This window comes from Streptomyces sp. NPDC056734 (assembly GCF_042790455.1).
Taxonomy (GTDB): domain Bacteria; phylum Actinomycetota; class Actinomycetes; order Streptomycetales; family Streptomycetaceae; genus Streptomyces.
In genome coordinates this window covers 307,790-333,633 of sequence record NZ_JBHTZD010000008.1, presented here as the reverse complement: position 1 = coordinate 333,633, position 25,844 = coordinate 307,790, and the positions used below count along the sequence as shown (strand labels likewise).

Annotated in this window: 17 protein-coding genes and 1 riboswitch; of the genes, 9 read left to right on the top strand and 8 right to left on the bottom strand. The window is 72.8% G+C overall.

Going from position 1 to position 25,844, the window contains the following annotated elements; all coding sequences use genetic code 11:
* Positions 1–94: 94 nt before the first annotated feature.
* Positions 95–1,114: an NlpC/P60 family protein gene (locus ACFRFC_RS15255; protein ID WP_382680448.1), complete on the bottom strand. Its 1,020-nt coding sequence runs from the start codon at positions 1,112–1,114 to the stop codon at positions 95–97.
* Positions 1,115–1,384: 270 nt separating this feature from the next.
* Between ACFRFC_RS15255 and ACFRFC_RS15250 the strand changes: the two genes are divergently transcribed.
* On the top strand, positions 1,385–1,738 hold the full coding sequence (locus ACFRFC_RS15250; RefSeq protein WP_382680449.1) for a hypothetical protein: 354 nt from the start codon (positions 1,385–1,387) through the stop codon (positions 1,736–1,738).
* Here ACFRFC_RS15250 and ACFRFC_RS15245 read toward each other — a convergent pair.
* Both ACFRFC_RS15245 and ACFRFC_RS15240 read right to left on the bottom strand, forming a co-directional pair.
* Entirely contained in the window at positions 1,716–2,705 is a 990-nt protein-coding gene (locus ACFRFC_RS15245; RefSeq protein WP_382680450.1) for a tellurite resistance/C4-dicarboxylate transporter family protein, read from the bottom strand. The genes ACFRFC_RS15250 and ACFRFC_RS15245 overlap by 23 nt on opposite strands.
* Before the next feature lie 185 nt (positions 2,706–2,890).
* Entirely contained in the window at positions 2,891–4,111 is a 1,221-nt protein-coding gene (locus tag ACFRFC_RS15240; RefSeq protein WP_382680451.1) for an NlpC/P60 family protein, read from the bottom strand.
* A 6-nt stretch (positions 4,112–4,117) separates the two neighbouring features.
* Positions 4,118–4,289: riboswitch (cyclic di-AMP (ydaO/yuaA leader) on the bottom strand.
* Between the two features lie 489 nt (positions 4,290–4,778).
* On the opposite strand from ACFRFC_RS15240, the gene pcrA reads away from it, so the two are divergent.
* Positions 4,779–7,295, top strand: coding sequence for a DNA helicase PcrA (pcrA, locus tag ACFRFC_RS15235; RefSeq protein ID WP_382680452.1), 2,517 nt, complete (start codon positions 4,779–4,781; stop codon positions 7,293–7,295).
* Positions 7,296–7,336: 41 nt separating this feature from the next.
* On the opposite strand, the gene ACFRFC_RS15230 is transcribed toward pcrA, so the two are convergent.
* Both ACFRFC_RS15230 and ACFRFC_RS15225 read right to left on the bottom strand, forming a co-directional pair.
* Positions 7,337–9,091, bottom strand: coding sequence for a M23 family metallopeptidase (locus tag ACFRFC_RS15230; protein WP_382680453.1), 1,755 nt, complete (start codon positions 9,089–9,091; stop codon positions 7,337–7,339).
* A gap of 365 nt (positions 9,092–9,456) precedes the next feature.
* Positions 9,457–10,449 carry an esterase/lipase family protein gene (locus ACFRFC_RS15225; protein ID WP_382680454.1) on the bottom strand — a complete coding sequence of 331 codons (993 nt, stop codon included), beginning with the start codon at positions 10,447–10,449 and terminating at the stop codon, positions 9,457–9,459.
* A gap of 436 nt (positions 10,450–10,885) precedes the next feature.
* Between ACFRFC_RS15225 and ACFRFC_RS15220 the strand changes: the two genes are divergently transcribed.
* Positions 10,886–11,308: a cobalamin B12-binding domain-containing protein gene (locus tag ACFRFC_RS15220; protein ID WP_382680455.1), complete on the top strand. Its 423-nt coding sequence runs from the start codon at positions 10,886–10,888 to the stop codon at positions 11,306–11,308.
* A 60-nt stretch (positions 11,309–11,368) separates the two neighbouring features.
* On the opposite strand, the gene ACFRFC_RS15215 is transcribed toward ACFRFC_RS15220, so the two are convergent.
* Positions 11,369–13,069, bottom strand: coding sequence for a DUF5691 domain-containing protein (locus ACFRFC_RS15215; RefSeq protein ID WP_382680456.1), 1,701 nt, complete (start codon positions 13,067–13,069; stop codon positions 11,369–11,371).
* A gap of 363 nt (positions 13,070–13,432) precedes the next feature.
* Entirely contained in the window at positions 13,433–14,785 is a 1,353-nt protein-coding gene (locus ACFRFC_RS15210; protein WP_382680457.1) for an SWIM zinc finger family protein, read from the bottom strand.
* Between the two features lie 131 nt (positions 14,786–14,916).
* Between ACFRFC_RS15210 and ACFRFC_RS15205 the strand changes: the two genes are divergently transcribed.
* The 5 genes from ACFRFC_RS15205 to sucD all read left to right on the top strand — a co-directional run bounded on the left by ACFRFC_RS15205 (position 14,917) and on the right by sucD (position 22,766).
* The gene (locus tag ACFRFC_RS15205) at positions 14,917–16,092 is read left to right on the top strand and encodes an AAA family ATPase (protein WP_382680458.1); all 1,176 of its coding nucleotides are present in this window, start codon (positions 14,917–14,919) and stop codon (positions 16,090–16,092) included.
* A 162-nt stretch (positions 16,093–16,254) separates the two neighbouring features.
* Complete coding sequence (locus tag ACFRFC_RS15200; protein ID WP_382680459.1) at positions 16,255–18,648, top strand: DUF5682 family protein; 2,394 nt, start codon at positions 16,255–16,257, stop codon at positions 18,646–18,648.
* 590 nt (positions 18,649–19,238) lie between these two features.
* Positions 19,239–20,324 (top strand): vWA domain-containing protein, encoded by a 1,086-nt coding sequence (locus ACFRFC_RS15195; RefSeq protein WP_382680460.1) that lies wholly within the window; start codon positions 19,239–19,241, stop codon positions 20,322–20,324.
* A gap of 348 nt (positions 20,325–20,672) precedes the next feature.
* Positions 20,673–21,854: an ADP-forming succinate--CoA ligase subunit beta gene (gene sucC, locus ACFRFC_RS15190; RefSeq protein WP_382680461.1), complete on the top strand. Its 1,182-nt coding sequence runs from the start codon at positions 20,673–20,675 to the stop codon at positions 21,852–21,854.
* 27 nt (positions 21,855–21,881) lie between these two features.
* A complete protein-coding gene (gene sucD / locus ACFRFC_RS15185) occupies positions 21,882–22,766 on the top strand; it encodes a succinate--CoA ligase subunit alpha (protein WP_382680462.1) in 885 nt (294 codons plus the stop codon).
* A gap of 283 nt (positions 22,767–23,049) precedes the next feature.
* Here sucD and ACFRFC_RS15180 read toward each other — a convergent pair whose 3' ends face one another.
* On the bottom strand, positions 23,050–24,321 hold the full coding sequence (locus tag ACFRFC_RS15180; protein WP_382680463.1) for a helix-turn-helix domain-containing protein: 1,272 nt from the start codon (positions 24,319–24,321) through the stop codon (positions 23,050–23,052).
* Between the two features lie 96 nt (positions 24,322–24,417).
* Here ACFRFC_RS15180 and ACFRFC_RS15175 point away from each other — a divergent pair.
* On the top strand, positions 24,418–25,844 hold a 1,427-nt coding region (locus ACFRFC_RS15175; protein WP_383112621.1), incomplete at its 3' end, for a DUF6350 family protein.

Genomic DNA, 25,844 nt, shown 5'->3' with positions numbered 1-25,844 from the left:
GGCGGCGAAGGACGACGAAGCGGCGGTGAGTGACGGCCGGGGGGAGGTGGCTGACGACCGGGAGCAGGTGACCGACGGAAGGGAGCGGCGGCGCTCACACCACCCGCGTAGCCCCCGCGAACGGCATCTGGTCGATCGGGGCCACCCGGACCGGGGAGGACGGGTTCGGGGCGTGGATCATCTGGCCGTCGCCGATGTAGAGGCCGACATGGCTGATGCCGGAGTAGAAGAAGACCAGGTCACCGGGGCGCAGTTCGGCGCGGGAGACGCGCTGCCCGGTGTCGATCTGGGCGTAGGTGGTGCGGGGCAGGGCGACCCCGGCGGAGCCGTAGGCGGCCTGGATGAGGCCCGAGCAGTCGAAGGCGTCCGGGCCGGTCGCGCCCCAGACGTAGGGGCTGCCGAGCTTCTGGCGGGCGTACGAGATGGCCGCGGCGGCGCGGGCGTTGGGGGCGGCGGCGGTGACGGCGGGGGTGGCGGTGCCGGGGTCGGCCAGGCGGGCGCGTTCCGCGGCGGTGAGCTGGGTGAGCAGCTCGCGGGCCGTGTCCAGCTTGTCGTCGATCGTGGTGCTGTGGCGTTCCAGTTCGGCCTGGCGGGTGGTGAGGGAGTCCAGTTCGACGCGGGCGGCACCGCGCAGACGTTCGATCTCGCCCAGTTGCTTGCGTACCCGCGTGACGGCGGCCGACTGCCGGTCGCCCGCCCGCTCGGCGAGCGCGGCGCCGTCGAGATAGGCGTCGGGGTCGTCGGAGAGGACGAGTTGCAGGGCGGGATCGAGGCCGCCGCCGCGGTACTGGGCGGCGGCCACCGTCCCCAGCGCCTCCCGCTCGGAGTTGAGCCGCTCCTCCTTCCGCGCGGCCTCGTCCTGGAGTACCGCCAGCCGCTCCTGCGCCTTCTCGGACTTCTCCTTGGCACCGTTGTACCGCTCGGTCGCCGCCTCGGCCTCCTGGTACAGCTGGTCCACCTTGGCCTTGACCTGCGCCGGAGTCAGCTCGGGCGCGGCGTGCGCGGTCCCGTCGAAGGCCGTCGCGGTCGCCGCGCCTGCGAGGGCGAGCGTGGCCGCCTTGCGGGCCCGGCCGCCGCCGGCCGAGGGATGTCGAGGCTTGCGGTGCGCTGCCACCTGAAGTGCACGTCCTTTCGGAGCCGGAACCTGAGCCGGAACCTGAGCCGGAGCCGGAGCCGGTCGATGCCGGTCGTCTGGGGGAGGACGCTAGAGCGCTGTGTGACAGGTCGGTAACGCGATGTACGGAAATGACGCGAGGGGATCGAGGGTGATCGTACGGAATCGTGATCTTTGCCGGGATCCGTTCTCTTTGCTTGAAGGGATGACCGAAGTGAGGGGAGGGGCCGGGAGCGGGCGGCGCGGGGCCGCTGGCTAGGCTCCAGCCCCATGGACGTACTCATCCACCTCTTCGTCGGCCTGCACATCATCGGCATCGCCTCGCTGCTCGGTGGCTTCCTCACCCAGATGAAGGCGATGGGACAGGGCACCGCGCGGTTCGTCCCCGCGATGCTGCACGGCGCGCTGACCATGCTGGTCACCGGCGTGATCCTGGTCGGCCTCAACCAGGCCGACGACCAGACGGTCAACAACATCAAGATCGGCGTCAAGCTGGCGCTGCTGGTGGTGATCCTCGGCCTCGTCTACGTCAAGCGGGACGACGAGCAGGTGGACAAGAGCCTCTTCGGGCTGGTGGGGCTGCTGACCACGGCGAACGTCTTCATCGCGGTCCTGTGGACCTGACCGCACGCCACGCGTCCCCGGCGGCCCCCGCCGCGACCGCGAGCCAGGCCGCCACGGCGATCCACAGCAGCACCTCGCCCGGGGCCGCCAGCCATGAGATGTCCATCGCGATCCCGGCCGAGAGCAGGGCGGCGGCGGTCGTGCCCATGGCGAAGACGGTGGCCCAGCGCCGTACGTCGTAGGCGCGCGGCCGGGGCCCTGGCCGGGCCAGTTCCGCCACGAGCAGTACGACGTAACCGGCCACGGCGAGGATGAGTGCGGCGCCGGTCACCGTGCGCAGGACGCCGTCGTCGTCGGAGTTCCAGAGGTAGAGGTCCGGGCCGTTGGCGGCGATCAGCCGTGAACCGGCGAGTGCCGAGAGGGCGAGCGCGCCGCCCGCGATCCAGTGATCACCGGCCCCCTCCCACACCTGGCGCCTGTCGAAACGGGTCAGGGCGAGGGCGTACAGGACGAGCCCGAGCCAGAACAGCACCATCGCGGCGTGTCCGAGCCAGGCGATCCCCTCCGCCTTCGCGAGGGTCGCGCCGAGCACCGCGAGCCCCTGGGTGGCGACACACCCCAGGAACACCGTGCCCGGCATCCGCTCCCGCCAGCGGGTCACGACGATCACGAGCAGCACCGGCCACACCAGCGCGGACAGCGCCAGCAGGGCCTCGGCGAGAGGCTGCCAGCTCTGCGCGGACAGGCCCGTGCCGAGAACCGTGGTCGCGGCGACCGCGGTCAGGGCGTCGGGCGCCCAGGCTTCCACCGGCCGGCTCGGGCGGTCCCGCGACAGCCGCGTCACGCAGTCCGCCACCAGGCCCAGCCAGGCGATCCCGGCCACCACCAGCACGATGGCGGACAGCACCTCGTATCCGGCCGACCGCAGCCCGACGGACACGATGCCGGTCGCCAGCACAGCGGCCCCGGCCACCGGCGGACACCGCGCCCACCAGGCGCTGAGGGATGAGGTGCCGGACGTGGACATGGGCCGATGGTAAGGAGCGCGCCGCCGGGCGGGGGCGGGGCGCGCACGCGGGCGGACGAAAATCGCCGGATCTTCGCCCGCGCCCGCCTGGCTCGCGCCGCGCCCGCCTGGCTCGCGCCGCGCCCGCCTGGCTCGCGCCGCGCCCGCCCGGCTCGCGCCGCCCCCGCCCGCCGTGAAAGCCCCCGTCAGGCAGGCCGCACCACACTGTGGATCGACGACTCACCGTCGTAGTAGATCGACTCCTCGCGTACGTACGCCCCCGGCTTCGGCGCGTGGATCATCATGCCGTTGCCGATGTAGAGGCCGACGTGGGTGACGTCGTCGTAGAAGAAGACCAGGTCACCGGGTTGGGCGGCGGCGAGGGAGACGGTGGTGCCGGAGTTCACCTGGTCGTAGGTGACGCGCGGGAGGTCGACGCCGGCGGCCTTCCAGGCGGCCTGGGTGAGGCCGGAGCAGTCGTAGGAGTCGGGGCCGGTGGCGCCCCAGACGTACGGCTTTCCGACCTGGGTGCGGGCGAACGCGACGGCCTTGTCCGCCATGGTGGCGTACGAGGGATCCGCCGGGTCGGTGGAGGGCGACTCCGCGCCGGAGCCCGTGGAACCGGTGGAGCCCGTGGAGCCCGTGGAACCGGTCGAGCCGGTCGACTCCTCGGCCTGCCGCTGGGCCTCCGCCTCCGCCGCCTCCTCCTGGCGGCGCTGTTCCTCGGCCTGCTGCTGGGCCAGCTCCGCGGCCTTGCGGTCGGCCTCCTCCTGCTTCTCCCGCTCGATCTCCGCGAGGCGGGCCTTCTCCTGCGCGGTCAGCTCGGAGAGCAGCTCGCGCGCGTCCGTGAGTTTTTGCTGGACGGTCGCCTTGGCCGTCTGGAGGTCGTCCTGGGTCTCGGTGAGCGTCTCCAGGCTCTCCCCGGCCTCCTGGCGCTTCTCCATCGTCTCGGACTGCTGGGTGAAGTACTCGTCGACCGCGGTCTTCTGTCGCTCGGTGAGCCGGTCCATGAGCTGGGTCCGGTCGAAGTAGTCCTGCGGCGAGTCGGCGAGCAGGAAGGTCGCCGTGTCGAGGGCGACGGCCCCTGTGCGGTACTGGGCGGCGGCGTAGGAACCCAGCTCCTCGCGCGCGTCGTTCAGTTTCTGGGTGCGCTGCGCCACGTCGTCCAGGAGGGTGTCGACGCGCTCGCGCTGCTTGGTGGTCTTCTCTTTGGCCGCGTTGTACTTCTCGGTCGCCGACTCGGCCTGGCGGTAGAGGTCGTCGACCTTCTTCTCGACCTCCTCAAGGCTCGGCCTGTCGTCCGTGGGGGCGGCATTGGCCGTCTGCGAGAGCAGGGCGACGGAGGTGAGGGCGGCCGTGGCGAGGGCGGGGGTGCGTATGCCTGCCACGCGCGCCCCCGAGGGGCGGGACTTGCGGTGCGACGCCAAGGAGGCGACTCCTTCCATGGGCCGCCTACCGGGTTAGCTGTCGGGTTCGGGCGAGTGCTTCGGAAGGGTTGCCCTACGGTCCCCTCCCCGCGGGGAGTTCGGACCGATTCACCCCGGATCGCGGTGGGTCCCCGGCTCCGGCTGCCGCAAGGCGCACCGGACTCGGCGGAGGCGGGACGGCCCGGCGACGTTCGCCGGTGGGGGTCGTTCGGCCTGTCCGGAACCGTAGCCAACTCATGTGCCGCCTGTGAAGGTTGGTGGGTGATATGCCCGATACATTTTCGTGACCTTTCTGTAGCGACGCCGCGTTGCGTCGCGCTGCGTCGCGCTGTGTCGCCAAAGCGGAAGGTTCTATGGCGAGTTGTCCGGAGTGGGGTCCGTGTGGGCGCGTACGGCAAGGTGTGGGGGTGTACGGCCATGGCCGCGCCGTACGTGGTTGACCGCGCCCTATGACCCCCTCCCCGCCCGGTTTCACCGGCGTGTCGTGCCCTGTCGGCATCCGCGCGGTGCGCCTGCCGCCCCTTTCCGTCCGCTACCGACTGTCACCCCACGGACCTGCCGGGTGAGGGTCGCCGGCCGGCCCTCTCACGGTCCGGACGCCCGGCGGCGGGGGATCCGGCCGGGGCGGCCACGGGTTGTCAGTGGGGCGGCCTAGACTCGGAGAGCGATGAGCAGCCTCTTTGACGACAGCTTCCTGGCGGACCTCCAGGGCCCCAAGGCCCACCCGGAGGAGCCCCCGCCACCGCCCGACGACGAACACGCTCCGGAGGAGATTCCGGACGACCTGTTCGGCGGGAAGTTCGACGCGCCCCCGAACCGGGACGCGTACTACCGCGACGGCGCCCCGCGGCCCGCGATCGACCCGGCCGCGCTCCTGGAGGGGCTCAACGACAACCAGCGCGCGGCCGTCGTCCACTCCGGCACCCCGCTGCTCATCGTGGCCGGTGCCGGTTCCGGCAAGACACGCGTGCTCACGCACCGCATCGCCTACCTGCTCGCCGAGCGGGGCGTGCACCCCGGCCAGATCCTCGCGATCACCTTCACCAACAAGGCCGCCGGTGAGATGAGGGAGCGCGTCGAGCAGCTCGTCGGCCCGCGCGCGAACGCGATGTGGGTCATGACCTTCCACAGCGCCTGTGTGCGCATCCTGCGGCGGGAGTCCAAAAAGCTCGGTTTCACGTCGTCGTTCTCGATCTACGACGCGGCCGACTCCAAACGTCTGATGGCCCTGGTCTGCCGTGACCTGGACCTCGACCCCAAGCGCTACCCGCCCAAGTCCTTCAGCGCCAAGATCAGCAACCTGAAGAACGAGCTGATCGACGAGGAGGACTTCGCCGCACAGGCCACCGACGGCTTCGAGAAGACCCTCGCCCAGGCGTACGCGATGTACCAGTCACGCCTGCGCGAGGCGAACGCACTCGACTTCGACGACCTGATCATGACGACGGTCAACCTCCTGCGCGCGTTCCCCGACGTCGCCGAGCACTACCGCCGCCGCTTCCGGCATGTCCTGGTGGACGAGTACCAGGACACCAACCACGCCCAGTACGCGCTCGTGCGCGAACTCGTCGGCACCGGTGAGTACGACGAGGACGTCCCGCCCGGCGAGCAGGACCCGGTCCCCGCCGAGCTGTGCGTGGTGGGTGACGCGGACCAGTCGATCTACGCCTTCCGCGGCGCGACGATCCGCAACATCCTCCGGTTCGAGGAGGACTACCCGGACGCGACGACGATCCTGCTGGAGCAGAACTACCGCTCCACCCAGACGATCCTCACCGCCGCCAACGCGGTCATCGAGCGCAATGCCTCCCGCCGCCCCAAGAACCTGTGGACCAACGCGGGCGCGGGCGCGCGCATCACCGGCTATGTCGCCGACACCGAGCACGACGAGGCACAGTTCGTCGCCGACGAGATCGACCGCCTCACGGACGCGGGCCAGGCCAAGGCCGGCGATGTCGCGGTCTTCTACCGTACGAACGCCCAGTCCCGGGTCTTCGAAGAGATCTTCATCCGCGTCGGACTGCCCTACAAGGTCGTCGGCGGCGTCCGCTTCTACGAGCGCAAGGAGGTCAGGGACGTCCTGGCCTATCTGCGGGTGCTCGCCAACCCCGAGGACTCGGTGCCGCTGCGCCGCATCCTCAACGTCCCCAAGCGGGGTATCGGCGACCGCGCGGAGGCGATGATCGACGCCCTCTCCCAGCGCGAGAGGATCAGCTTCCCGCAGGCGCTCAAGCGGGTGGACGAGGCGTACGGCATGGCCGCGCGGTCGACGAACGCCGTGCGGCGGTTCAACACGCTGATGGAGGATCTCCGTACGATCGTGGAGTCCGGCGCCGGACCGGCCACCATCCTGGAGGCCGTGCTCGAACGCACCGGCTACCTCGCCGAGTTGCAGGCGTCCACCGACCCGCAGGACGAGACCCGGATCGAGAACCTCCAGGAACTCGCCGCCGTCGCCCTGGAGTTCGAACAGGAGCGCGGCGAGGGCGCACAGACTGTGGAGGCGGCAGCGGGGGCCCCGGCTCTGGGCGGTACGCTCTCCGACTTCCTGGAGCAGGTCGCCCTGGTCGCCGACTCCGACCAGATCCCGGACGAGGAGGACGGCGCCGGTGTCATCACCCTGATGACCCTGCACACCGCCAAGGGCCTCGAATTCCCGGTCGTCTTCCTGACCGGCATGGAGGACGGCGTCTTCCCGCACATGCGCGCCCTCGGCGAGACCAAGGAACTGGAGGAGGAGCGGCGCCTGGCCTACGTGGGCATCACCCGCGCGCGGGAGCGGCTCTACCTCACCCGCTCGGCGATGCGCAGCGCCTGGGGGCAGCCGTCGTACAACCCGCCCTCCCGCTTCCTGGAGGAGATCCCGCCGACGTATGTCGACTGGAAGCGCACGGGTGCGACCTTGCCCGTCCCCTCCGGTCCCGCCTCGGGGGTGGCGGCCTCGCTGTCCTCGTCCCGCTCGCGCTCGGCCGCGTCCGGCGCCTCCGGCTTCGCCACGCGCAGAACGTCGGAGAAGCCGGTGGTCGCACTGGCCGTCGGGGACCGGGTGACGCACGACCAGTTCGGGCTCGGCACGGTGGTCGGGGTCAAGGGCACCGGGGGGAACGCGGAGGCGACGATCGACTTCGGGGACGCCAGCCCCAAGCGGCTGCTGCTGCGGTACGCGCCGGTGGAGAAGCTGTAGGGGCGTCCGGAGACGCCCAAGGAGGGAGGGGGAGCGGGGGATCAGCTCGGGTCGAGGCCGTGGCTGCGGAACCAGGCCAGCGGGTCGATGGCGGCGCCACCGCCGGGCCGTACCTCGAAGTGCAGGTGCGGGCCGGTCGAGTTGCCGGAGTCGCCGGAGTACGCGATCGGGTCGCCGGCCTTGACCGTCGTACCGGAGGCCACCTGGTAGCTGGAGAGGTGGCAGTACCAGGTCTCCGTGCCGTCCATCGCCGTCAGGATCACCATCGTGCCGTAGGCGGCGTTCACCTCGGTGCGGACGGTGCCGTCGGTCGCGGCCAGCACCGGGGTGCCGTAGGCGACGGGGAAGTCGATGCCGCTGTGCACGGACATCCAGTTGATGCCCGACTGGCCGAAGTAGGCGCTGAGCCCGGACTGGGCGACGGGGAGGGCGAACTTCGGGCGCAGCCGCTCCAGGCGGGCCGCTTCCTCCGCCGCGGCCTTCTTGTCGGCCTCCTGCTGGGCCTCCAGGTCGAGGCGCTCCTGGGTGCGGCTGGCGCGGTCGGCGAAGTCGTCGGCCTCCGCGCTGAGGCTTGCGAGCTGGGTGTCGAGCTGGTTGTTGGCGGTGGAGGGTTCCACCGGCTTCGCGTCGGCCGCGGTGGTCGCCGTCTCCTTGGTGTCGTCGGACAGTGTGACGACGGAGGCGGCGGCGATACCGGCGACGCCCATCACACACGCCGAGGGGATCGCGACGGTCATCAGCGCCGAGCGCTTGGCGGGGGCGCGGCGGCGGGAGCGGGAGGCGGTGCGGGCGGCGGCCCGGGAGCCGGGGGCCGCGGCGGCCTCCTCCTGGTCGTCGAGGAGGGAGACGGCGGGGAGTTCGCCGGTGGACCCCAACTCGTCCTCGGCGGCGAGGGGTTGGCCGTGCGGGTCCTGGTGGTGTTCCTGGGCGACGTCGTCGTACGCGGCCTGGTCGAAGGTCGCGGTCGCCTGTTCGTGGAACGATTCGTCTTGGCGGTGGTGGTCGTCGTGATGGTGACTGTCGTGATGGTGGTCGTCGTGGCGGTACTCGTCGGCCTGGGCGCCGCCGTAGCCGCCGTCCTGCTGTGGGTACTCGCCACTGTCCTGCTGCTGCGGGTACCCGCCGCCGTCCCGTTGCTGCGGGTACTCGCCACTGTCCTGCTGCCCGTACTCGCCGGTTGCCGACCGCTGGTACTCGGCGCCGGGCTGCTGTTCCTGTTCCGGGGCGCCGGAGTTCCACCGGGTGGCGTCGTAGGCGCCGGTGTCGAACGCCTGGGTGCCCCACTCCCAGTGCTGGGTGGCGTCGGTGGGGGCGTTGGACTGCTCGGGGGGGAGCCAGGCGGTCGCGTCCCACTGGCCGCTGCCGTCGCCCTGACCGGTGCCGTCGGCGGGCGTGGCCTGCGGCGGCACGGCGGAGAGCGGCTGGTAGCCGTCGACCCACGCGGTCGCGTCGTAGGAGCCGGAGTCGTACGTGGTCATGTGCTGGGCCGCGTACGGGTCCTGATCCAGGGTCTGGTGAGCGCCGGAGGTCCACTGGGTGGCGTCATAGGCGCCGGTGGCGTGCTGGTCGCCCGGCAGGTCGCCGAAGAGGGGGTCCGTGGCGAAGGCGGTGGGCTGGGCGGTCGCGTGGGCGCCGGTGTCGAAACCGGCCTCAAAACCGTTCGCGGGATGCCCGGGGGGTGTGGTGAAGTCGCCGTACTGGGCTTCCTGGGTGCCGTACGGCGCGTAGTGCGCGGAGTCGGCGTCGGAAGCCGGGGCCGGGGTGGTCAAAGTCCCCGACGGGTGACGGTCGTTCACCAACTTCTCTTTCGCCTCGACAACAGGGGCTGGCAGAGCAGTGCGGTGACTGTACCCGGCGGTATGCGGGCGCGACAATCTTCGTCAGGTTTCCCGCAGACAGGAAACGGGCATTCGGCCGTGTTTCGGCGGCCAGGGTGCATGACCTTGGCTTTGTGTTCGATGGATGTTCGAGTTTTTGGTTTCTGTGGGAGGGCTGTAAATCCGCTGTGCGGGCGGGATATTGCGGCTGTGCCGCCCTGCTGGGAGGGCTTTGCGCTGGTCACGGGGGCGAGTCGCGGGGTCACGCTGGGTCAGATCGCTGTTGGGGGCGTGTTCGGGAGGCGGCCCACTGCGTCAGTGCGCCGCTCCCGCGCGTGTCGGCCTCAGGCCACCGTGAGCGTTTCGGCAGTTGTTCCGGCGGTTGGTTGGGCGGTTGCTCCGGCGGTGGGCCCGCCGGGTGTGAGCCGCGCGGGCGCGAGTCCTGTGGCCCGCCGGGGCTGGGGGGTGCCGGCCGGGGTGGCGTCGGCCTCGACCGGGGCCGGGGGGCTGTCGAGGGCCTGGCGTATTCCGTTCGCGACCGCCGGATGCACCGGCAGGGCGAGATGACCGATGCCGCTCACCCGCACGTTGTGCGCCAGCAGGTCGGGATGGTCGACGCAGGCCGTCTCCAGCGGGTCCATCACATGGTCCAGGTCGCTCCAGAAACTGACGAACCGCGTCCGGCAGCCCGGCGCGGGACGGGCCAGCTCCTCGATGACCGCCGAGCCGGGGCGCATCTGGCGCACGATCGGGTGGGCGTCGGCCAGCGGCGCCACGCGCGTGCCCGAGTGCGGGGTGCCGAGGGTGACCAGCGTGCGGACCCGCGCGTCACCGCCGAGCCGCTGGGCGTAGTAGCGGGCGATCAGTCCGCCGAGGCTGTGCCCGACGATGTCGACCCGGTCGCTGCCCGTCCGTTCGCAGATCCCCTCGATGTGCCGGCCGAGCAGCTCGGCGGCGGTGCGGATGTCGCAGGTCAGGGGTGAGTAGTTGAGCGACACCACCTGGTGTCTGCCGTGCTGGGCCAGATAGCGGCGCAGCAGGACGAAGACCGAGCGGTTGTCGATGAAGCCGTGCAGCAGCACCACGGGGGGTTTGGCCTCGGTCGGCAGCCGCCTGGCGCCCTCCGGCGCGGTGGGGGAAGGGATGGAGGCGGTGGCGCCGATGGCGGGGCGGCGTTCCTGGATGATGCCGGACGGATAGAGCAGGAGATGCCCCGCGAGAATCGCGAGGTCCAGCGCGGTCGCTTTCAGCAACGTCATGGAGAGTCCGGTCAGGCTGCCGGGGAGCAGACGCTGACACAGCGGTTGAAAGGGCAACAGGACCCCGGTGACCTTCATGCCCGACCTCCCGTCGGCACACCGGGGAACGTCTCTGTTCCCCGGTCGCCCTCGTGGGCAGCCGCGTGGGAGGCTCGGCGCCTGCCGTGGCTGCGCCGGTGCGCCGCACCCCGCGGCGCGCGGCCTGCGGCGCGGGGTGCGACGACCTCGTTGCGGCTCCCGGTGCGTGTGGTCCCTTCCGTGGTCCCTGAACCACGGACGCTTGCGGTCCCTCGACCGCGGAGCGCTGGGGCGACGCGCTGTGAATGTGTCCCATTATGTGATTTCCCCCTTGCTCCCGACCGCGAAACTGCCGGTTGCGGGATGCTGGAGAGAACGCTCGTTCACTTCCCTCGTTCGCCCGGGCCGGGATGCGCGTGGGGTATATATGTGATAGTGCCCTGAAATGCGGGATATTGTCGCTACGGATGGATGACGTCGCTTCATGGAGGCAGTGATGGGTGTGGCAGCCGGTCCGATCCGCGTGGTGGTGGCCAAGCCGGGGCTCGACGGCCACGACCGGGGCGCCAAGGTGATCGCGCGGGCGCTGCGCGACGCCGGTATGGAGGTCATCTACACCGGGCTCCACCAGACGCCCGAGCAGGTCGTCGACACCGCGATCCAGGAGGACGCCGACGCCATCGGCCTGTCCATCCTCTCCGGCGCCCACAACACGCTCTTCTCCGCCGTGATCGACCTCCTCAAGGAGCGCGACGCGGTCGACATCCTGGTCTTCGGCGGCGGGATCATCCCCGAGGGGGACATCCCGGAACTGAAGGCGAAGGGCGTCGCCGCGATCTTCACGCCCGGGGCGACCACGACTTCGATCGTGGAGTGGGTGAGGGAGAACGCGCGGCATCCGGCGGCGTCGGAGGGCTGAGCACGTCCCCAACGTCCTGCCCCTGCCCCCGCCCCCGCGCCTCATCCCTGCTCCTCTCCCTTATTCCTGCTCCTCTCCCTGCCCTTGCCCCAGCTCCGCTGTCATCGCCGCCCGCAGTCGCAGCGTCGTGACCAGCCTTTGGAACGCCTCCGCCCAGTAGCCGCCCGCGCCCGGTGACGCGTCCTGCGGTTCCTCCGGTACGGCGAGCAGGCCGTCGAAGCGGCTTGCCTCGGCCGGGTCGAGGCAGCGCTCGGCCAGGCCCATCACCCCGCTGAAACTCCAGGGGTAGTTCCCCGTGTCCCGCGCGATGTCGAGCGCGTCGACCACCGCCCCGCCCAGCGGCCCCGACCACGGCACCGCGCACACCCCGAGCAGCTGGAACGCCTCCGACAGCCCGTGCGCGGCGATGAACCCGGCGACCCACGCCGCCCGTTCGTCCGCCGCCAGCGTCCCGAGCAGCCGGGCCCGCTCGGCCAGCGACACCGCCCCCGGCCCGCCCGCTTCCGGCGCGGAGGGGGCGCCGAGCAGCGCCCGCGACCAGCCGGCGTCCCGCTGCCGTACGGCCGCCCGGCACCACGCCGCGTGCAGTTCGCCCCGCCAGTCGTCGGCCACCGGCAGTGCCACGATCTCCTCCGGCGTACGGGCCCCCAGCCGGTCCGGCCAGGTCGCCAGCGGCGCGGCCTCCACCAACTGGCCCAGCCACCACGACCGTTCGCCCCGCCCGCTCGGTGCCTTGGGCGCCACGCCGTCCCGCTCCATCCCCGCGTCGCACTCGTGCGGCGCCTCGACCGCGATCGTCGGGGTGTCGCGCAGCGGGTCCAGGGCCACGCACGACCCCGCCCGGACCGCCATCCGCGCGGCGAGCGCCGAACCGGGCAGCGCCGACAGCAGCTCCGCCGCCGTGGCCCGCACATTGCGGCTCCGGTCGGACAGCGCCTGTTCGAGGAACGGTTCGTCGGCGCCGGAGAGTTCCGTCCGCAGCGAGTCGAGGAACATCAGCCGGTCCTCGGCCCGCTCGGTCTGCCAGGTCGCGGCGAGCAACTCCCGCGCGGCGGCCGGTCCGCGCGCCCGTATCGCGGACAGCAGGGCGACGCGCTCGGCGAACAGCCCCTCCTGCCACAGCCGCCGCACCCGCTCGCCGTCGTCCAGGTCCGGCAGCGAGGCCCCGCCGCCCGGAGTCGACCGCAGGGCGAACCGCCAGTCCGGATTCAGCCGGGCCAGCCACAGCGCCCGCTTCCCCGCGAACGTCAGTGCCGCCGGGCGCAGATCCGTACGCCCCCGGGCCGCGTCCAGCAGCGCGGGCAGCGCCTGCGGGGGTGCCGCGTACCCGCGCGTGTTCGCTGCCGCGAGCCATTGGGGGAGCAGCTCCATCAGGTCGGGTGTTGTGCCTCGGCGGCTGCCGCCGGCCCCGCCGGGGCGGTCGTCCAGGAGCTGGGCGAGTCTGCGGGCGGCGGCCGTGGGGAGCGCGGGGCGAGGGTCCTCGGGCGCGGGCTCCGGCCGCCGAGCCGCCCGCGCGGGACGCAGCCCGGCCCGCCGCCGTACGGTCTCCAGGGCCGCCGCGTCCAGCAGCGCGGCCGGTGCGTCGCGTCCGGGCGGGACACCGGGTGGGATCCGGCGCTCGGTGCCGAGCAGGGCGGCGGTGACGAGGTCTTCCCAGGAGGGAGGAGGGGCGGGCGCGATCGCCGCGCCGGGTGACGTGGGCGGGTCGGGGGCGGCGCTCGGTGACGGGGGTGTGCTGGCCGGGGTGGAGGGCCGGTTCATGTGGGTCCTTTCCGGTCCGGGGGGGCTGGTGTGGGTGGTGGGTTGGGGATGGGGCCGGGTGGTGGTCCGGGATGTGGTGCGGGTGGGGTCCTGGGGTTGTGTCCGGGTGGTGCTCAAGGGTCTGGCGCGGGTAGTGCGCCTGAGGTCCGGCGTGGGTGGTGTGTCGGGGGCGGGTTCGGTCGGTGTGCCCGGGGTCCGGTGCGAGGGATGCGCCCAGGGTCCTGAGCGAGGGGTGCGCCTGAGGTCCGGTGCGGGTGGTGCTTCGTGGTCGGGTGCGGGTGGTGTGCCCGGGGTCCGGTGCGAGGGGTGTGTCTGGGGTCCTGAGGGAGGGGTGCGCCTGGGGTTCGGTGCGGGTGGGGGGTTCTAGGTGAGGGGTATGGCTTCGCCCGGGCCCTCCGGCCAGGCCGTCAGGGGGGTGAAGCCCTGGTGGCCGCATTCGCCGAAGACCTTGACGGGGGCGCCGCCGGACAGGGCGACCAGGCGCCACAGGCCGGGGCGGTTCCGGGCGGGCGGGGTGAGTGGCAGGGCCGTGTCCCCTTCGGCGTCGGCCAGTTGCCAGGAGTCGCCGTCCGGTGTCGGTACGACCCGGTCCAGGGTCACCGGGACCGACTCCAGCCAGGGATCGTGCCGCAGGGCGTCGCCGTAGCGGGCGGCGGCCTGGGACGTCGTACCGCCCGGGGGGCGTACGGCGGTGGGGGACGGGGGCGTGAACTGCTCGCCCAGCGCGGCCCGTAGCCGGTGGGCGCCGGGGTAGGCGGACAGTTCGGCGTCCAGGGTGAGGCCGATCGGCAGGGCGATCTCCGGGGAGCGGCCGGCCGCGCCGTACGACAGGATCAGCGCCGTGCGGTCCGAGTCGGTGCCGTACAGCCAGATGCGGCGGGTCGTCAGCTTCGGGTCGGCCGTGTCGTACTGGGCGAGGACCAGCCAGTGGTCGCGTATCGGTGGTCCGTCCGCCGAGGCGGGCAGGCCGATCCGTGAACGGACCGTCGCCGTCAGGTCGTCCGGGAGCAGCTCGCGGTGCAGCCAGCCCCGGTCGAGGAGGTGCAGCAGCGCGCACTCCTCCAGCAGCCGCACGGGCCAGCCGGGCCCCGACGCCGGTATCGACCCCAACTCCCTCGCTCTCGCCGCGAGTCCGGGAGCCTGGGCGTCGACCATGCGGGCGGCCGTCTCCTCCCACAGCCCGTACCCCGCGCCCTCCGCCGTGGCCAGGCCGCCGCGCAGCAGATCGGCGAGGCGCTGCTCCAGCTCGGTCACGCCCCCCGTGATCCGCTCCGCCCGGCGCTCCGCCCGGCGCCGCGCCGCCCCGGGGTCAGCGGTGGCGCCGCCCGGCGCGGCCCGCTCCCCCTCGGCGCGCTCCCTTCTCCCCTCTGTCCACCGCGCCGCCCAGTCCGGCGCCGGGCCGACCGGCACCACGGCGTCCGCGCCCGCCCAGAGCAGGAGCAGCCCCAGCGCGTGCTTGCACGGAAACTTCCGGCTCGGGCAACTGCACCGGTACGCGGGCCCGCCGCCGTCCGTGATGTCCGCGAGATCGACAACCGTCCGGTACGGCGTGCCGCCGCTGCCCTTGCACTGCCCCCACACCGTCCCCTCCTCCGAACTGCCCGCCCCGGACCACGGACCGGCCGTGCCGAGCTTGCTCCCCGCTTTGCGTGACGCCGCGTCAGGTGCCAGTGCCAGCACCTGGTCCGCGGTCCAGCGCACCCCCTGCTCAGTCATGACATCGAAGGTAGATCCCCCCACTGACAATCGGCCCGGCGAGCACGTTTTCGCAGGTCGGAGCGATTGTCAGTGGGGTGGTGCATGGTGGAGTCAGATCCGAACCGGCCGAGCTGGAGGGGGCCTCAGCCATGTCCGTGTCCGTCGAAGAGAAATCCGTCGAGAAGAAGTCCGTCGAAGAGAAGTCCGTCGAAGAGAAGGCCGCCGATCCGGGTGACCCGGCGGGAGCCGAGCCGCTGCGCCCGCACGCCGAGGACGTCTTCGCGGGGGAACTCGCGGCGCTGGCCGCGCAGGACGACCGGCCGCGCCCGGCCCGCTGGCGGCTGTCGCCCTGGGCGGTGGCGACCTATCTGCTCGGCGGCACCCTGTCCGACGGCACGGAGATCACCCCGAAGTACGTGGGTCCGCGCCGGATCGTCGAGGTCGCCGTCAGCACCCTGGCCACCGACCGGGCCCTGCTGCTGCTCGGCGTGCCCGGCACGGCGAAGACGTGGGTGTCCGAGCATCTGGCCGCCGCGGTCAGCGGTGACTCGACCCTGCTGGTGCAGGGCACGGCGGGCACACCGGAGGAGGCGATCCGGTACGGGTGGAACTACGCGCAGTTGCTCGCCCACGGCCCCAGCCATGACGCCCTGGTGCCCAGCCCGGTCATGCGGGCCATGGCCCGGGGGATGACGGCCAGGGTGGAGGAGCTGACCCGGATCCCGGCCGACGTACAGGACTCGCTGATCACGATCCTGTCCGAGAAGACCCTGCCGATACCCGAGCTGGGATCGGAGGTCCAGGCCGTGCGCGGCTTCAACCTCATCGCCACGGCCAACGACCGCGACCGCGGGGTCAACGACCTGTCCAGCGCCCTGCGCCGCCGCTTCAACACGGTGGTGCTGCCGCTGCCGGAGAGCGTCGACGTCGAGGTCGACATCGTCTCCCGGCGTGTGGACCAGATCGGCCGCTCGCTGGACCTGCCCGCCGTGCCCGACGGCGTCGACGAGATCCGCCGCGTCGTGACCGTCTTCCGCGAACTGCGCGACGGGGTCACCGCCGACGGCCGTACGAAGGTGAAGTCGCCCAGCGGCACGCTGTCCACCGCCGAGGCCATCTCCGTGGTGACCAGCGGTCTCGCCCTCGCCGCCCACTTCGGTGACGGGGTGCTGCGGGCCGGTGATGTGGCGGCGGGCATCCTCGGCGCCGTCGTGCGGGACCCGGCCGCCGACCGGGTGGTCTGGCAGGAGTACCTGGAGGCGGTCGTCCGCGAACGCGACGGCTGGACGGACTTCTACCGGGCGTGCCGGGAGGTGAGCGCGTGAACTGGCAGCTGAGCAGCGGCCCGAGGAGTGACGAGGTGAGCGACGAGGTGAGTGGCGCGGTGAGCGACGAGGAGAAGGATCTGGGGTGGCCGTTCGTCGGCCGGGGCGCGGGAGACCGGGATCGGCGTCGGGGGGCGGGATGCGGACCGCGCGGGGGACGCGATGACGGTCGCTGAAGGGGACGGGGGCGGGGGAGCGCCGCGCGCATCCGGTGGCGAGCCGCTGTTGCTGGGGGTGCGGCATCACGGGCCGGGGTCCGCGCGGGCGGCGCGGGCGGCGCTGGACGCGGCGCGGCCCCGGGTGGTGCTGATCGAGGGGCCGCCCGAGGCGGACGGGCTGATCCCGCTGGCCGGTGACGCCGGTATGCGCCCGCCGGTCGCGCTGCTCGCCCATGCGGTGGACGAGCCCGGCCGGTCGGCGTTCTGGCCGCTCGCCGAGTTCTCCCCGGAGTGGATCGCGCTGCGCTGGGCCGTCGAGCGCGGGGTACCGGCCCGCTTCATCGACCTTCCGGCGACGCACACGCTGGCGTGGGAGAGGGACGGGGAGGCGGGGGCGCCCGATGCCGGTGAGGCCGGCGGGGGCGACGGTCCCGGGGAGGGGGCGCGGGACGTCCGTATCGATCCGCTGGCCGTGCTGGCCGCCGCCGGTGGCTATGACGATCCCGAGCGGTGGTGGGAGGACGTCGTCGAGCATCGGGGGGTCGGCGGGGACGTCTTCGCGCCGTTCGGGGTGGTCGAGGAGGCGATGGGGGCGCTGCGGGAGGCGTACGGGAGCGGCGGGCACGAGCGGGATCTCGTACGGGAGGCGTACATGCGGCTCCAGGTGCGGGCGGCCCGGCGGGAGTTCGGGGACGGCGTGGCCGTGGTGTGCGGGGCGTGGCATGTTCCGGCGCTGCGGGAGCGGACGGCCGTGGCGGCGGACCGGGCGCTGGTGAAGGGGTTGCCCAAGGTCAAGGCGGACATGACGTGGGTGCCATGGACGTACCGGCGGCTGGCGCGGGCCGGGGGATACGGGGCGGGTATCGACTCGCCGGGCTGGTACGGGCATCTGTTCGCGGTGCCGGACCGGCCGGTCGAGCGGTGGATGGCCAAGGTGGCGGGGCTGCTGCGGGCCGAGGACCGCGTGGTGTCGTCCGCCCATGTCATCGAGGCGGTGCGGTTGGCGGAGACGCTGGCGGTGATGCGGGGGCGTCCGCTGCCGGGGCTCGGTGAGACGACCGACGCGGTGCGGGCGGTGATGTGCGAGGGCTCGGACGTGCCGCTGGCGCTGGTGCGGGACCGGCTGGTGGTCGGGGATGTGCTGGGGGAGGTGCCGTCGGCGGCTCCGGCGGTGCCGTTGCAGCGGGACCTGGACCGGGCGCAGCGCAGACTGCGGATGAAACCGGAGGCACGGGAGCGGGAGCTGGAGCTGGACCTGCGCAAGGAGACCGACGCCGGGCGCGGCAGGCTGCTGCATCGGCTGCGGCTGCTGGGCGTGGAGTGGGGGGAGCCGGCGGTGTCGCGGGGGAGCACCGGCACTTTCCGGGAGACCTGGCGGCTGCGCTGGGAGCCGGAGTTGGCGGTGCGGGTCGCGGAGGCGGGGGTGTGGGGCACGACCGTGCTCGGCGCGGCGACCGCCAAGGCGGCGGCGGACGCGGTGGCGGCGCCGGGTCTGGCCGAGGTGACGGCGCTGGCGGAACGGTGTCTGCTGGCGGAGCTGCCCGACGCGCTCCCGGCGGTGATGCGGATCCTGGCCGACCGCGCGGCCCTCGACGCGGACGTCGGGCACCTCGCCCAGGCGCTGCCCGCGCTGGTCCGGTCCCTGCGGTACGGGGATGTGCGGGGCACGGACACCGGGGCGCTCGCCGAGGTCGCCGCCGGGCTCGCCGAGCGGATCTTCGTCGGTTTGCCCCCGGCCTGCGCCGGGCTCGACCGGGACGCGGCCGACGAGATGCGGCGCCATGTGGACGCGGTGCATGGGGCCGTGGGGCTGCTTGCCGAGGGGGCGACGGGAGAGGGGTCGGGGAGAGCCGCCGGTGCCGGTGCCGGTGCCGGTGCGGGTGCGGGCGGGTTGCCAGCGCGGTGGCGGGAGGTGCTCGGGGTGCTGGCGGGGCGGGACACCGTACCGGGGGTGATCCGGGGGCGGGCGGCGCGTCTGCTGCTGGACGCCGGGAGGCTGGACCAGGACGGGGCGGCGCGGCTGATGGGGCTGGCGCTGTCGCCGGGGACGCGCCCGGGGGACGCGGCGGCGTGGATCGAGGGATTCGTCGGGGGCGGCTCCGGGGGCGGGATGCTGCTGGTGCACGACGAGCGGCTGCTCGGGCTGGTGGACGCCTGGCTGACGGGGGTGTCGGCGGAGGCGTTCACGGATGTGCTGCCGCTGCTGCGCCGTACGTTCGCCGAGTACGAGGCCGGGGTGCGGCGGACCCTCGGTGAACTGGTGCGCCGGGGGCCGGGGCAGCGGGCGGCGGCCGTCGGGGCGGGGGCCGGGATACCCGGATTCGGTGACGGGCTCGACACGGGACGGGCGGACGCGGTGGTGCCGGTGGTGCGGTTGTTGCTGGGGGTGGGGGCGTGACGGACGGGGGCGTGATGGGCGGCGGTGCGGGAGCCGACGCCGGGGCTAGGTCGGTGGCCGGGGCCGCTTCCGGGCTTGCGACCCGAGCCGCGGCTGGGTCCGGCGCCGGGGTTGGGTCGGCGGCCGGGGCGGGGGCGGGAGCCGAGGTTGGGTCCGTGGCTGGGGTGGAGGCTGGAGTTGGGGCGGCGTCCGGGGCTGGATCTGGAGGCGGGGTTGGGTCCGTGGCCGAGGCCGAGGCCGCGTCCGGGTCTGGGCCTGGGGCTGGGTCTATGACTCCAGCCGGGGCTGGGTCCGGGGGCGAGGTTGGGCCCGGAGCCGGGGCGGGAGCCGGGGTCGGGGTCGCTGCCGGGCCCGGGTCTGCGGCCAGAGCCGGGGCCAGAGCCGGGGCTGGGGCTGGGGCTGGGGCTGGGGCTGGGGCTGGGGTCCCTTCCGGGGCCGGGTCTGCGGCCAGAACTGGGGCTGGGGTTGGGGCTGGGCCCGGGGCCGGGGTTGGGGCTGCGGACCTGGCGGGGCCCGGGGCCGGTGGGGGGCTCGGTGTCGTGGAGGAGCGGTTGCGGCGGTGGCGGTTGGTGTTGGGGGGTGGGGAGGGCATGGATGGGACGGGGTATGGGTTGGCCGGGCGGGATGCCGGGATGGACGGGGCTCTTTCCGCGCTCTATGGGAAGAAGGGGCGGTCGGGGAAGGAGCGGTCGGCGGGGCTGGGGGCTTCGGCGCCGGCCGTGGCGCGGTGGCTCGGGGATATTCGGACGTATTTTCCGGCGTCCGTGGTGCAGGTGATGCAGCGGGACGCGATCGACCGGCTCGGGCTGTCGACGCTGCTGCTGGAGCCGGAGATGCTCCAGGCGGTGGAGGCGGACGTGCACCTGGTGGGCACGCTGCTGTCGCTGAACAAGGCGATGCCGGAGACGACGAAGGAGACCGCGCGGGCGGTGGTGCGCAAGGTCGTCGACGATCTGGAGAAGCGGCTGGCCACGCGGACCCGGGCCACGCTCACCGGGGCGCTCGACCGTAGCGCCCGCGTCAGCCGCCCACGCCACCGGGACATCGACTGGAACCGCACGATCGCGGCCAACCTCAAGCACTACCTCCCGGAGCGGCGGACGGTCGTACCCGAGCGGCTCGTGGGGTACGGGCGGGCCTCGCGGGCGATGAAGAAGGAGGTCGTGCTCTGTATCGACCAGTCGGGGTCGATGGCGGCGTCGGTGGTGTACGCGTCGGTGTTCGGGGCGGTGCTGGCGTCGATGCGGTCGATCGGTACGCGGCTGGTGGTGTTCGACACGGCGGTGGTGGATCTGACGGATCAGCTCGACGATCCGGTGGACGTGCTGTTCGGTACGCAGCTCGGGGGCGGTACGGACATCAACCGGGCGCTGGCGTACTGCCAGTCGCGGATCACCCGGCCCGCGGACACCGTGGTCGTGCTGATCAGCGACCTCTATGAAGGGGGCATCCGCGACGAGATGCTCAAGCGGGTGGCGGCGATGAAGGCGTCGGGGGTGCAGTTCGTGGCGCTGCTCGCGCTGTCGGACGAGGGGGCGCCCGCGTACGACCGGGAGCACGCGGCGGGGCTGGCGGCGCTGGGCGTGCCGGCGTTCGCGTGTACGCCGGACCTGTTCCCGGACGTCATGGCGGCGGCGATCGAGAAACGGCCGCTTCCGGTACCGGACGGGAGGTGATGCGGCCGAGTGTGCGATACGGCCGGGTGCGCAATGACGCCGGGTGCGGGATGTGGCCGAGTGGGGAGGTGACTGAATGCGGTATGTGGGCTAATGGGGGATAGATGCGAATAGTGCCTAGTGGCACTCCGTGCCGCGATATGCGGCATCATGTGACGGGTATCACCGCTCATGTGTGACTCTCGATTTAGGGGCCTCCGGTAAGCAGCGATAACCTGCGAGACGGACATGCCGCGCGCTCGGACACCGTGTGCGCTTCCCCTGTGACCCATGCGGACGTCACGTTGCCCTTCGCGGCACGCCCACGCATCCAACGAACCGCGAGATCACTGATAGGGACGGAAGCGCGTGGACCTGTTCGAGTACCAGGCGAGGGACCTCTTCGCCAAGCACGATGTACCGGTGCTGGCCGGTGAAGTCATCGACACGCCTGAGGCGGCGCGCGGGATCACCGAGCGGCTGGGCGGCAAGTCCGTCGTCAAGGCCCAGGTGAAGGTCGGTGGCCGCGGGAAGGCCGGCGGCGTCAAGCTGGCCGCGACCGCGGACGAGGCCGTCGCCCGTGCGACGGACATCCTCGGCATGGACATCAAGGGCCACACGGTCCACAAGGTGATGATCGCCGAGACCGCGCCGGAGATCGCCGAGGAGTACTACGTCTCCTTCCTCCTGGACCGCGCCAACCGCACCTTCCTCTCCATCGCCTCCGTCGAGGGCGGCATGGACATCGAGGAGGTGGCCGCCAACCGTCCGGAGGCCGTCGCGAAGACCGCGATCGACGCCATCGACGGGGTGACGCCCGAGAAGGCGCGCGAGATCGTCGAGGCCGCGAAGTTCCCGGCCGAGGTCGCGGACAAGGTCGCCGATGTCCTGGTCAAGCTGTGGGACGTGTTCATCAAGGAGGACGCCCTCCTGGTCGAGGTGAACCCGCTGGCCAAGGTCGCCTCCGGCGCTGTGCTCGCGCTCGACGGCAAGGTGTCGCTGGACGACAACGCGGAGTTCCGGCACCCGGACTTCGAGGAGTTCCACGACAAGGCCGCGGCCAACCCGCTGGAGGCCGCCGCCAAGGAGAAGAACCTCAACTACGTCAAGCTGGACGGCGAGGTCGGCATCATCGGCAACGGTGCCGGGCTGGTCATGTCCACCCTGGACGTCGTCGCGTACGCCGGTGAGAACCACGGCAATGTGAAGCCGGCGAACTTCCTGGACATCGGTGGCGGCGCCTCCGCGCAGGTGATGGCCAACGGTCTGGAGATCATCCTCGGGGACCCGGACGTCAAGTCCGTCTTCGTCAATGTCTTCGGTGGCATCACCGCGTGCGACGAGGTCGCCAACGGCATCGTCCAGGCGCTTCAGCTGCTCGCGGACCGCGGTGACGCCGTCACCAAGCCGCTGGTCGTCCGTCTCGACGGCAACAACGCCGAACTGGGTCGCAAGATCCTCACCGACGCCAACCACCCGCTGGTGCAGCGCGTCGACACCATGGACGGCGCGGCCGACCGGGCCGCCGAGCTGGCCCACGCCGCTAAGTAAGCACTCAGGACGAGGACACAACACACCATGGCTATCTGGCTCAACAAGGACAGCAAGGTCATCGTCCAGGGCATGACCGGCGCCACGGGCATGAAGCACACCAAGCTCATGCTCGGCGACGGCACCAGCGTCGTGGGCGGGGTGAACCCGCGCAAGGCGGGGCAGACCGTGGACTTCGACGGCACCGAGGTACCCGTGTTCGGGACCGTCAAGGAGGCCATCGAGAAGACCGGTGCGAATGTCTCCGTGATCTTCGTGCCGGAGAAGTTCACCAAGGACGCGGTGGTCGAGGCGATCGACGCCGAGATTCCGCTGGCCGTCGTGATCACCGAGGGCATCGCCGTGCACGACTCGGCGTCCTTCTGGGCGTATGCCGGGAAGAAGGGCAACAAGACGCGGATCATCGGTCCGAACTGTCCCGGGATCATCACCGTCGGTCAGTCGAACGTCGGGATCATCCCGGGTGACATCACCAAGCCGGGGCGGATCGGGCTGGTGTCGAAGTCGGGCACGCTGACGTACCAGATGCTGTACGAGCTGCGGGACATCGGGTTCTCGACGGCCGTCGGTATCGGCGGGGACCCGATCATCGGGACCACGCACATCGATGCGCTGGCGGCGTTCCAGGATGACCCCGACACCGATCTGATCGTGATGATCGGTGAGATCGGGGGGGACGCGGAGGAGCGGGCGGCCGCGTTCATCAAGGACAACGTGACGAAGCCGGTCGTCGGGTATGTCGCCGGGTTCACCGCGCCCGAGGGCAAGACGATGGGGCATGCGGGGGCGATCGTGTCCGGGTCGTCGGGGACGGCGCAGGCCAAGAAGGAGGCGCTGGAGGCCGCCGGGGTGAAGGTGGGCAAGACGCCTACCGAGACGGCGCGGCTCGCGCGCGAGGTTTTGGCCGGCTGAGGTCTGTTCGGCTGAGCGTCCGTAGGCCCGTCCCCGGCGTGGGGGTGGGCCTATCGGCGTTTTCGCTGGCGGCGCGCTTGTGTGTTTCGGGGGGATTGGGGGTGCGATGGCCGTGGCCCGGCGGTGGGCTGGTTGCGCAGTTCCCCGCGCCCCTGAGGGGTTGGGGGCGGCCCGCGTTTGCAACTGGCGTCGCTGCCGCCGAGGCAAGCGCAGTTCCCCGCGCCCCTAAGGGGTTGGGGGCGGCCCGCGTTTGCCGCTGGCGTCGCTGCCGCCGAGGCAGGGCTCACTCCAGCCTTGGGATCAGGCGTTCCGGGCCTGTGGCTGATTCGGTTCTCAGTTTTTCTCTTAGGGCTAGTTGCTCCGCTGACAGCGGGCCCGGGGCCGGTTTGGGGGGGACTCCTCTGACTGTTTGGCCGGGGGGGATGGGGGGCTCGTACTGGGTGGGGGCCGTTCGGACGGTCAGGGCTGTCGCGCCGATCAGGGCTGCTGTGAAGGCGATGGCGGCGCGGGTCCAGAAGCGGGCGCGGCGTTCGCCGGCCAGGCGGACCGGCTTGGGCTGGGCGGCGCGGAGCCGTTCCGTGGAGGCGAGCCGGGCCAGCCGGTCGTGCAGGACGGACGGGTCGGCCAGGTCGGGCAGCCACCCGGCGACCGTCTCGCGGGCGTGCATCAGACGGGTCGCCGCCGCCGGAGTGCTCGCCTCCGTCTCCGCCGCCGTGTCCGCCAGGTCCAGCCCCACCCCGTCGTAGAGGAGGAGCGTGCGGCGGTGTGGTGCGGGGAGCGCGAGGAGCGAGCCGAGCAGGGCGCGGTCCGCCGGGTCCGCCGGAGGGGCCTCCGGGTGGCGGTATCGCGGGCGGTAGCGGTGCCAGGGGGCGAGCGCGTACTCGTACGCCGCCGCGCGGACCCAGCCCGCCGGGTCCCGGTCCACCGCGACCTCGGGCCAGCGCTGCCACGCCAGTTGGAACGACCGTTCCACCGACTCCCGCGCCAGCTCCCGCCGCCCGCAGAGCAGATATGTCTGCCGTACGAGGGCGGGCGCGCAGAAGGTGTACAGCGCGTCGAACGCCTGACCGGGGGTCAGTGACCCGGTCTCCTCCGGCGCACCGGCGGACACCGGTTCCGCGACCGCTGTCACCCCCCGCGCGACCCCCGGCATCGGCTGCTTCTGGTGTACGGGCATGGCCAATGGCTCCTGACGTGCGGTCACCTCGATGTCCGGGGCGGCGATGTCCCGGACCGGCTTCTCCTGCGCCGCCGCCTTCTTCGGCCGCGCGGCTTTCCTCGGCGGCGCCGGTTCCACCGGCCCGGCCGTCCCCTCCGCCTCCCAGGCGGCCTCCTCCGTCTCCCCGGCCGCCCCCTCCGCCAGCCGCGCCAGCACCTTCGCGTACGTCTCGCGCTTGCGTCCGCGCGGCGTCGTACGCCCGTTCTCCCAGGCACGTACCGTCTCGCGGGTGACACCGACCTGGGTGGCGAGCTGAGCCTGTGTCAGTGAGGCGGCCTCGCGCAGCCGTCGGCACTCCTTGGGCGGCGGGAGCGGAGTGACAGGGCTCCGTGTCACAGGGCGCCCCTTCGCTCGATAAAGTACATAAGCATATATTGGGCGACACTTCGGAACTTCGCCTGTTACGGCGGGAAAGCGTGTGTCGTTGGGAGCATGGCGCACGTGATCCCGATGACCGATCGCCCGACCGATCGCCCGACAGGTCGCCCACCATCGCGCCTGCCCCATCTGCTGCCCCATCTGCTGCCCCACCTGCCGCCGCCCCTCACCCGGCAACTGGCCCGGCTGCGCGGGCGCTCACCCGGCCTCGTGTCGGGCATGCTGGGCGGCGCGGTCGCGGCCGGGCTGGGGCTCGGCTCGTTCGCCGTCCTGGTGATGATGCTGTGGATCAGCTCGCCCTACCCCGACAGCGGCCCCGGCGGCGCCCTGCATGTCGCCGCCGCGCTCTGGCTGCTCGCGCACGGCGCCGAACTGGTCCGCGCCGACACCCTCTCCGGTGCCGCCGCCCCCGTCGGCCTCACCCCGCTGCTGCTCCTCGCCCTCCCCCTCTTCCTCCTGCACCGCGCCGGCCGGGACGCCGTCGACCGCGCCGCCGAGGGCCACACCCCGTCGTCCGCGCGTACGGCGTGGGCGGGCGTCGTCCTCGGATATCTCGCCGTCGGCGCGGCGGCCGCCCTCTACGCCACCGGCGGTGACCTGCGCCCCTCCTGGCCCTGGGCCGTCGGCTGCGTCCCGCTGGTCGCGGTGGTGGCGGCCGGTGCCGGGGTCTGGACGGCGTACGGGCGCCCCCACGAGCCGTTCCTCGGGCTGCTGGTCAGGCTGCCGCGCCGACTGCGCCGCCCGCTGATGCCGCCCGTCGCCCGGGACCGCTACGGCGAGGCGGTGCGCGGGGCGGCAGCCGGTACGGCGGTGCTGGTCGGCGGCGGTTCCCTGCTGGCCGCGGCCGCACTGCTCGCCCACGCGCCGACCGCCGTCGCCACCTTCGGGCAGCTGACGGAGGGCTGGTCGGGACGGTTCGCGGTCTTCCTGCTCTGTCTGGCGCTGGTCCCCAACGCCGCGATCTGGGGCGCCGCCTACGCCCTGGGCCCCGGCTTCACCCTCGGCGTCGGCCACGCCACCGGCCCCCTCGCCTCCGCCCCGGGCCCGCTCCTGCCGCCCTTCCCGCTGCTGTCCGCCGTACCCTCCACCGGCCCCGGCACCCCCCTGACCTGGGCGACCGCGGCGATCCCGGTGGCGGCCGGACTGACCCTCGGCTGGTTCATGGCCACCGCGGCGGTACGCCCCCCAGCCCCCCTCCCGGACCCGGCGACGGCCCCCCACCCCGCGAACGACTACGCCCCGCCCCCCTGGTCGGCCCGCCGCACCCTCGCCTTCACCTTCCTCGCCGCCCTGCTGTGCGCCGCCGCCCTCGCCCTCCTCGGCGCCCTCTCCGGCGGCCCCCTCGGCGTGTCCGCCCTGGCCCGCTTCGGCCCGGTGTGGTGGCAGACCGGCGCGGCGGCCCTGGCCTGGACAGCCCTGCTGGGCCTCCCGACCGCCCTGGTCGTACGAGGCTGGCGGCTCCGGACGCAGCGCCGCGCCCG

Excerpts from the sequence above, each read along its gene's own strand:
- ACFRFC_RS15250 (WP_382680449.1), top strand. The coding sequence starts at position 1,385 with ATGGACGTACTCATCCACCTCTTCGTCGGCCTGCACATCATCGGCATC.
- ACFRFC_RS15245 (WP_382680450.1), bottom strand. The coding sequence starts at position 2,705 with ATGTCCACGTCCGGCACCTCATCCCTCAGCGCCTGGTGGGCGCGGTGT.
- pcrA (WP_382680452.1), top strand. The coding sequence starts at position 4,779 with ATGAGCAGCCTCTTTGACGACAGCTTCCTGGCGGACCTCCAGGGCCCC.
- ACFRFC_RS15225 (WP_382680454.1), bottom strand. The coding sequence starts at position 10,449 with ATGAAGGTCACCGGGGTCCTGTTGCCCTTTCAACCGCTGTGTCAGCGT.
- ACFRFC_RS15220 (WP_382680455.1), top strand. The coding sequence starts at position 10,886 with ATGGGTGTGGCAGCCGGTCCGATCCGCGTGGTGGTGGCCAAGCCGGGG.
- ACFRFC_RS15215 (WP_382680456.1), bottom strand. The coding sequence starts at position 13,069 with ATGAACCGGCCCTCCACCCCGGCCAGCACACCCCCGTCACCGAGCGCC.
- ACFRFC_RS15210 (WP_382680457.1), bottom strand. The coding sequence starts at position 14,785 with ATGACTGAGCAGGGGGTGCGCTGGACCGCGGACCAGGTGCTGGCACTG.
- ACFRFC_RS15205 (WP_382680458.1), top strand. The coding sequence starts at position 14,917 with ATGTCCGTGTCCGTCGAAGAGAAATCCGTCGAGAAGAAGTCCGTCGAA.
- ACFRFC_RS15200 (WP_382680459.1), top strand. The coding sequence starts at position 16,255 with ATGACGGTCGCTGAAGGGGACGGGGGCGGGGGAGCGCCGCGCGCATCC.
- ACFRFC_RS15195 (WP_382680460.1), top strand. The coding sequence starts at position 19,239 with ATGGATGGGACGGGGTATGGGTTGGCCGGGCGGGATGCCGGGATGGAC.
- sucD (WP_382680462.1), top strand. The coding sequence starts at position 21,882 with ATGGCTATCTGGCTCAACAAGGACAGCAAGGTCATCGTCCAGGGCATG.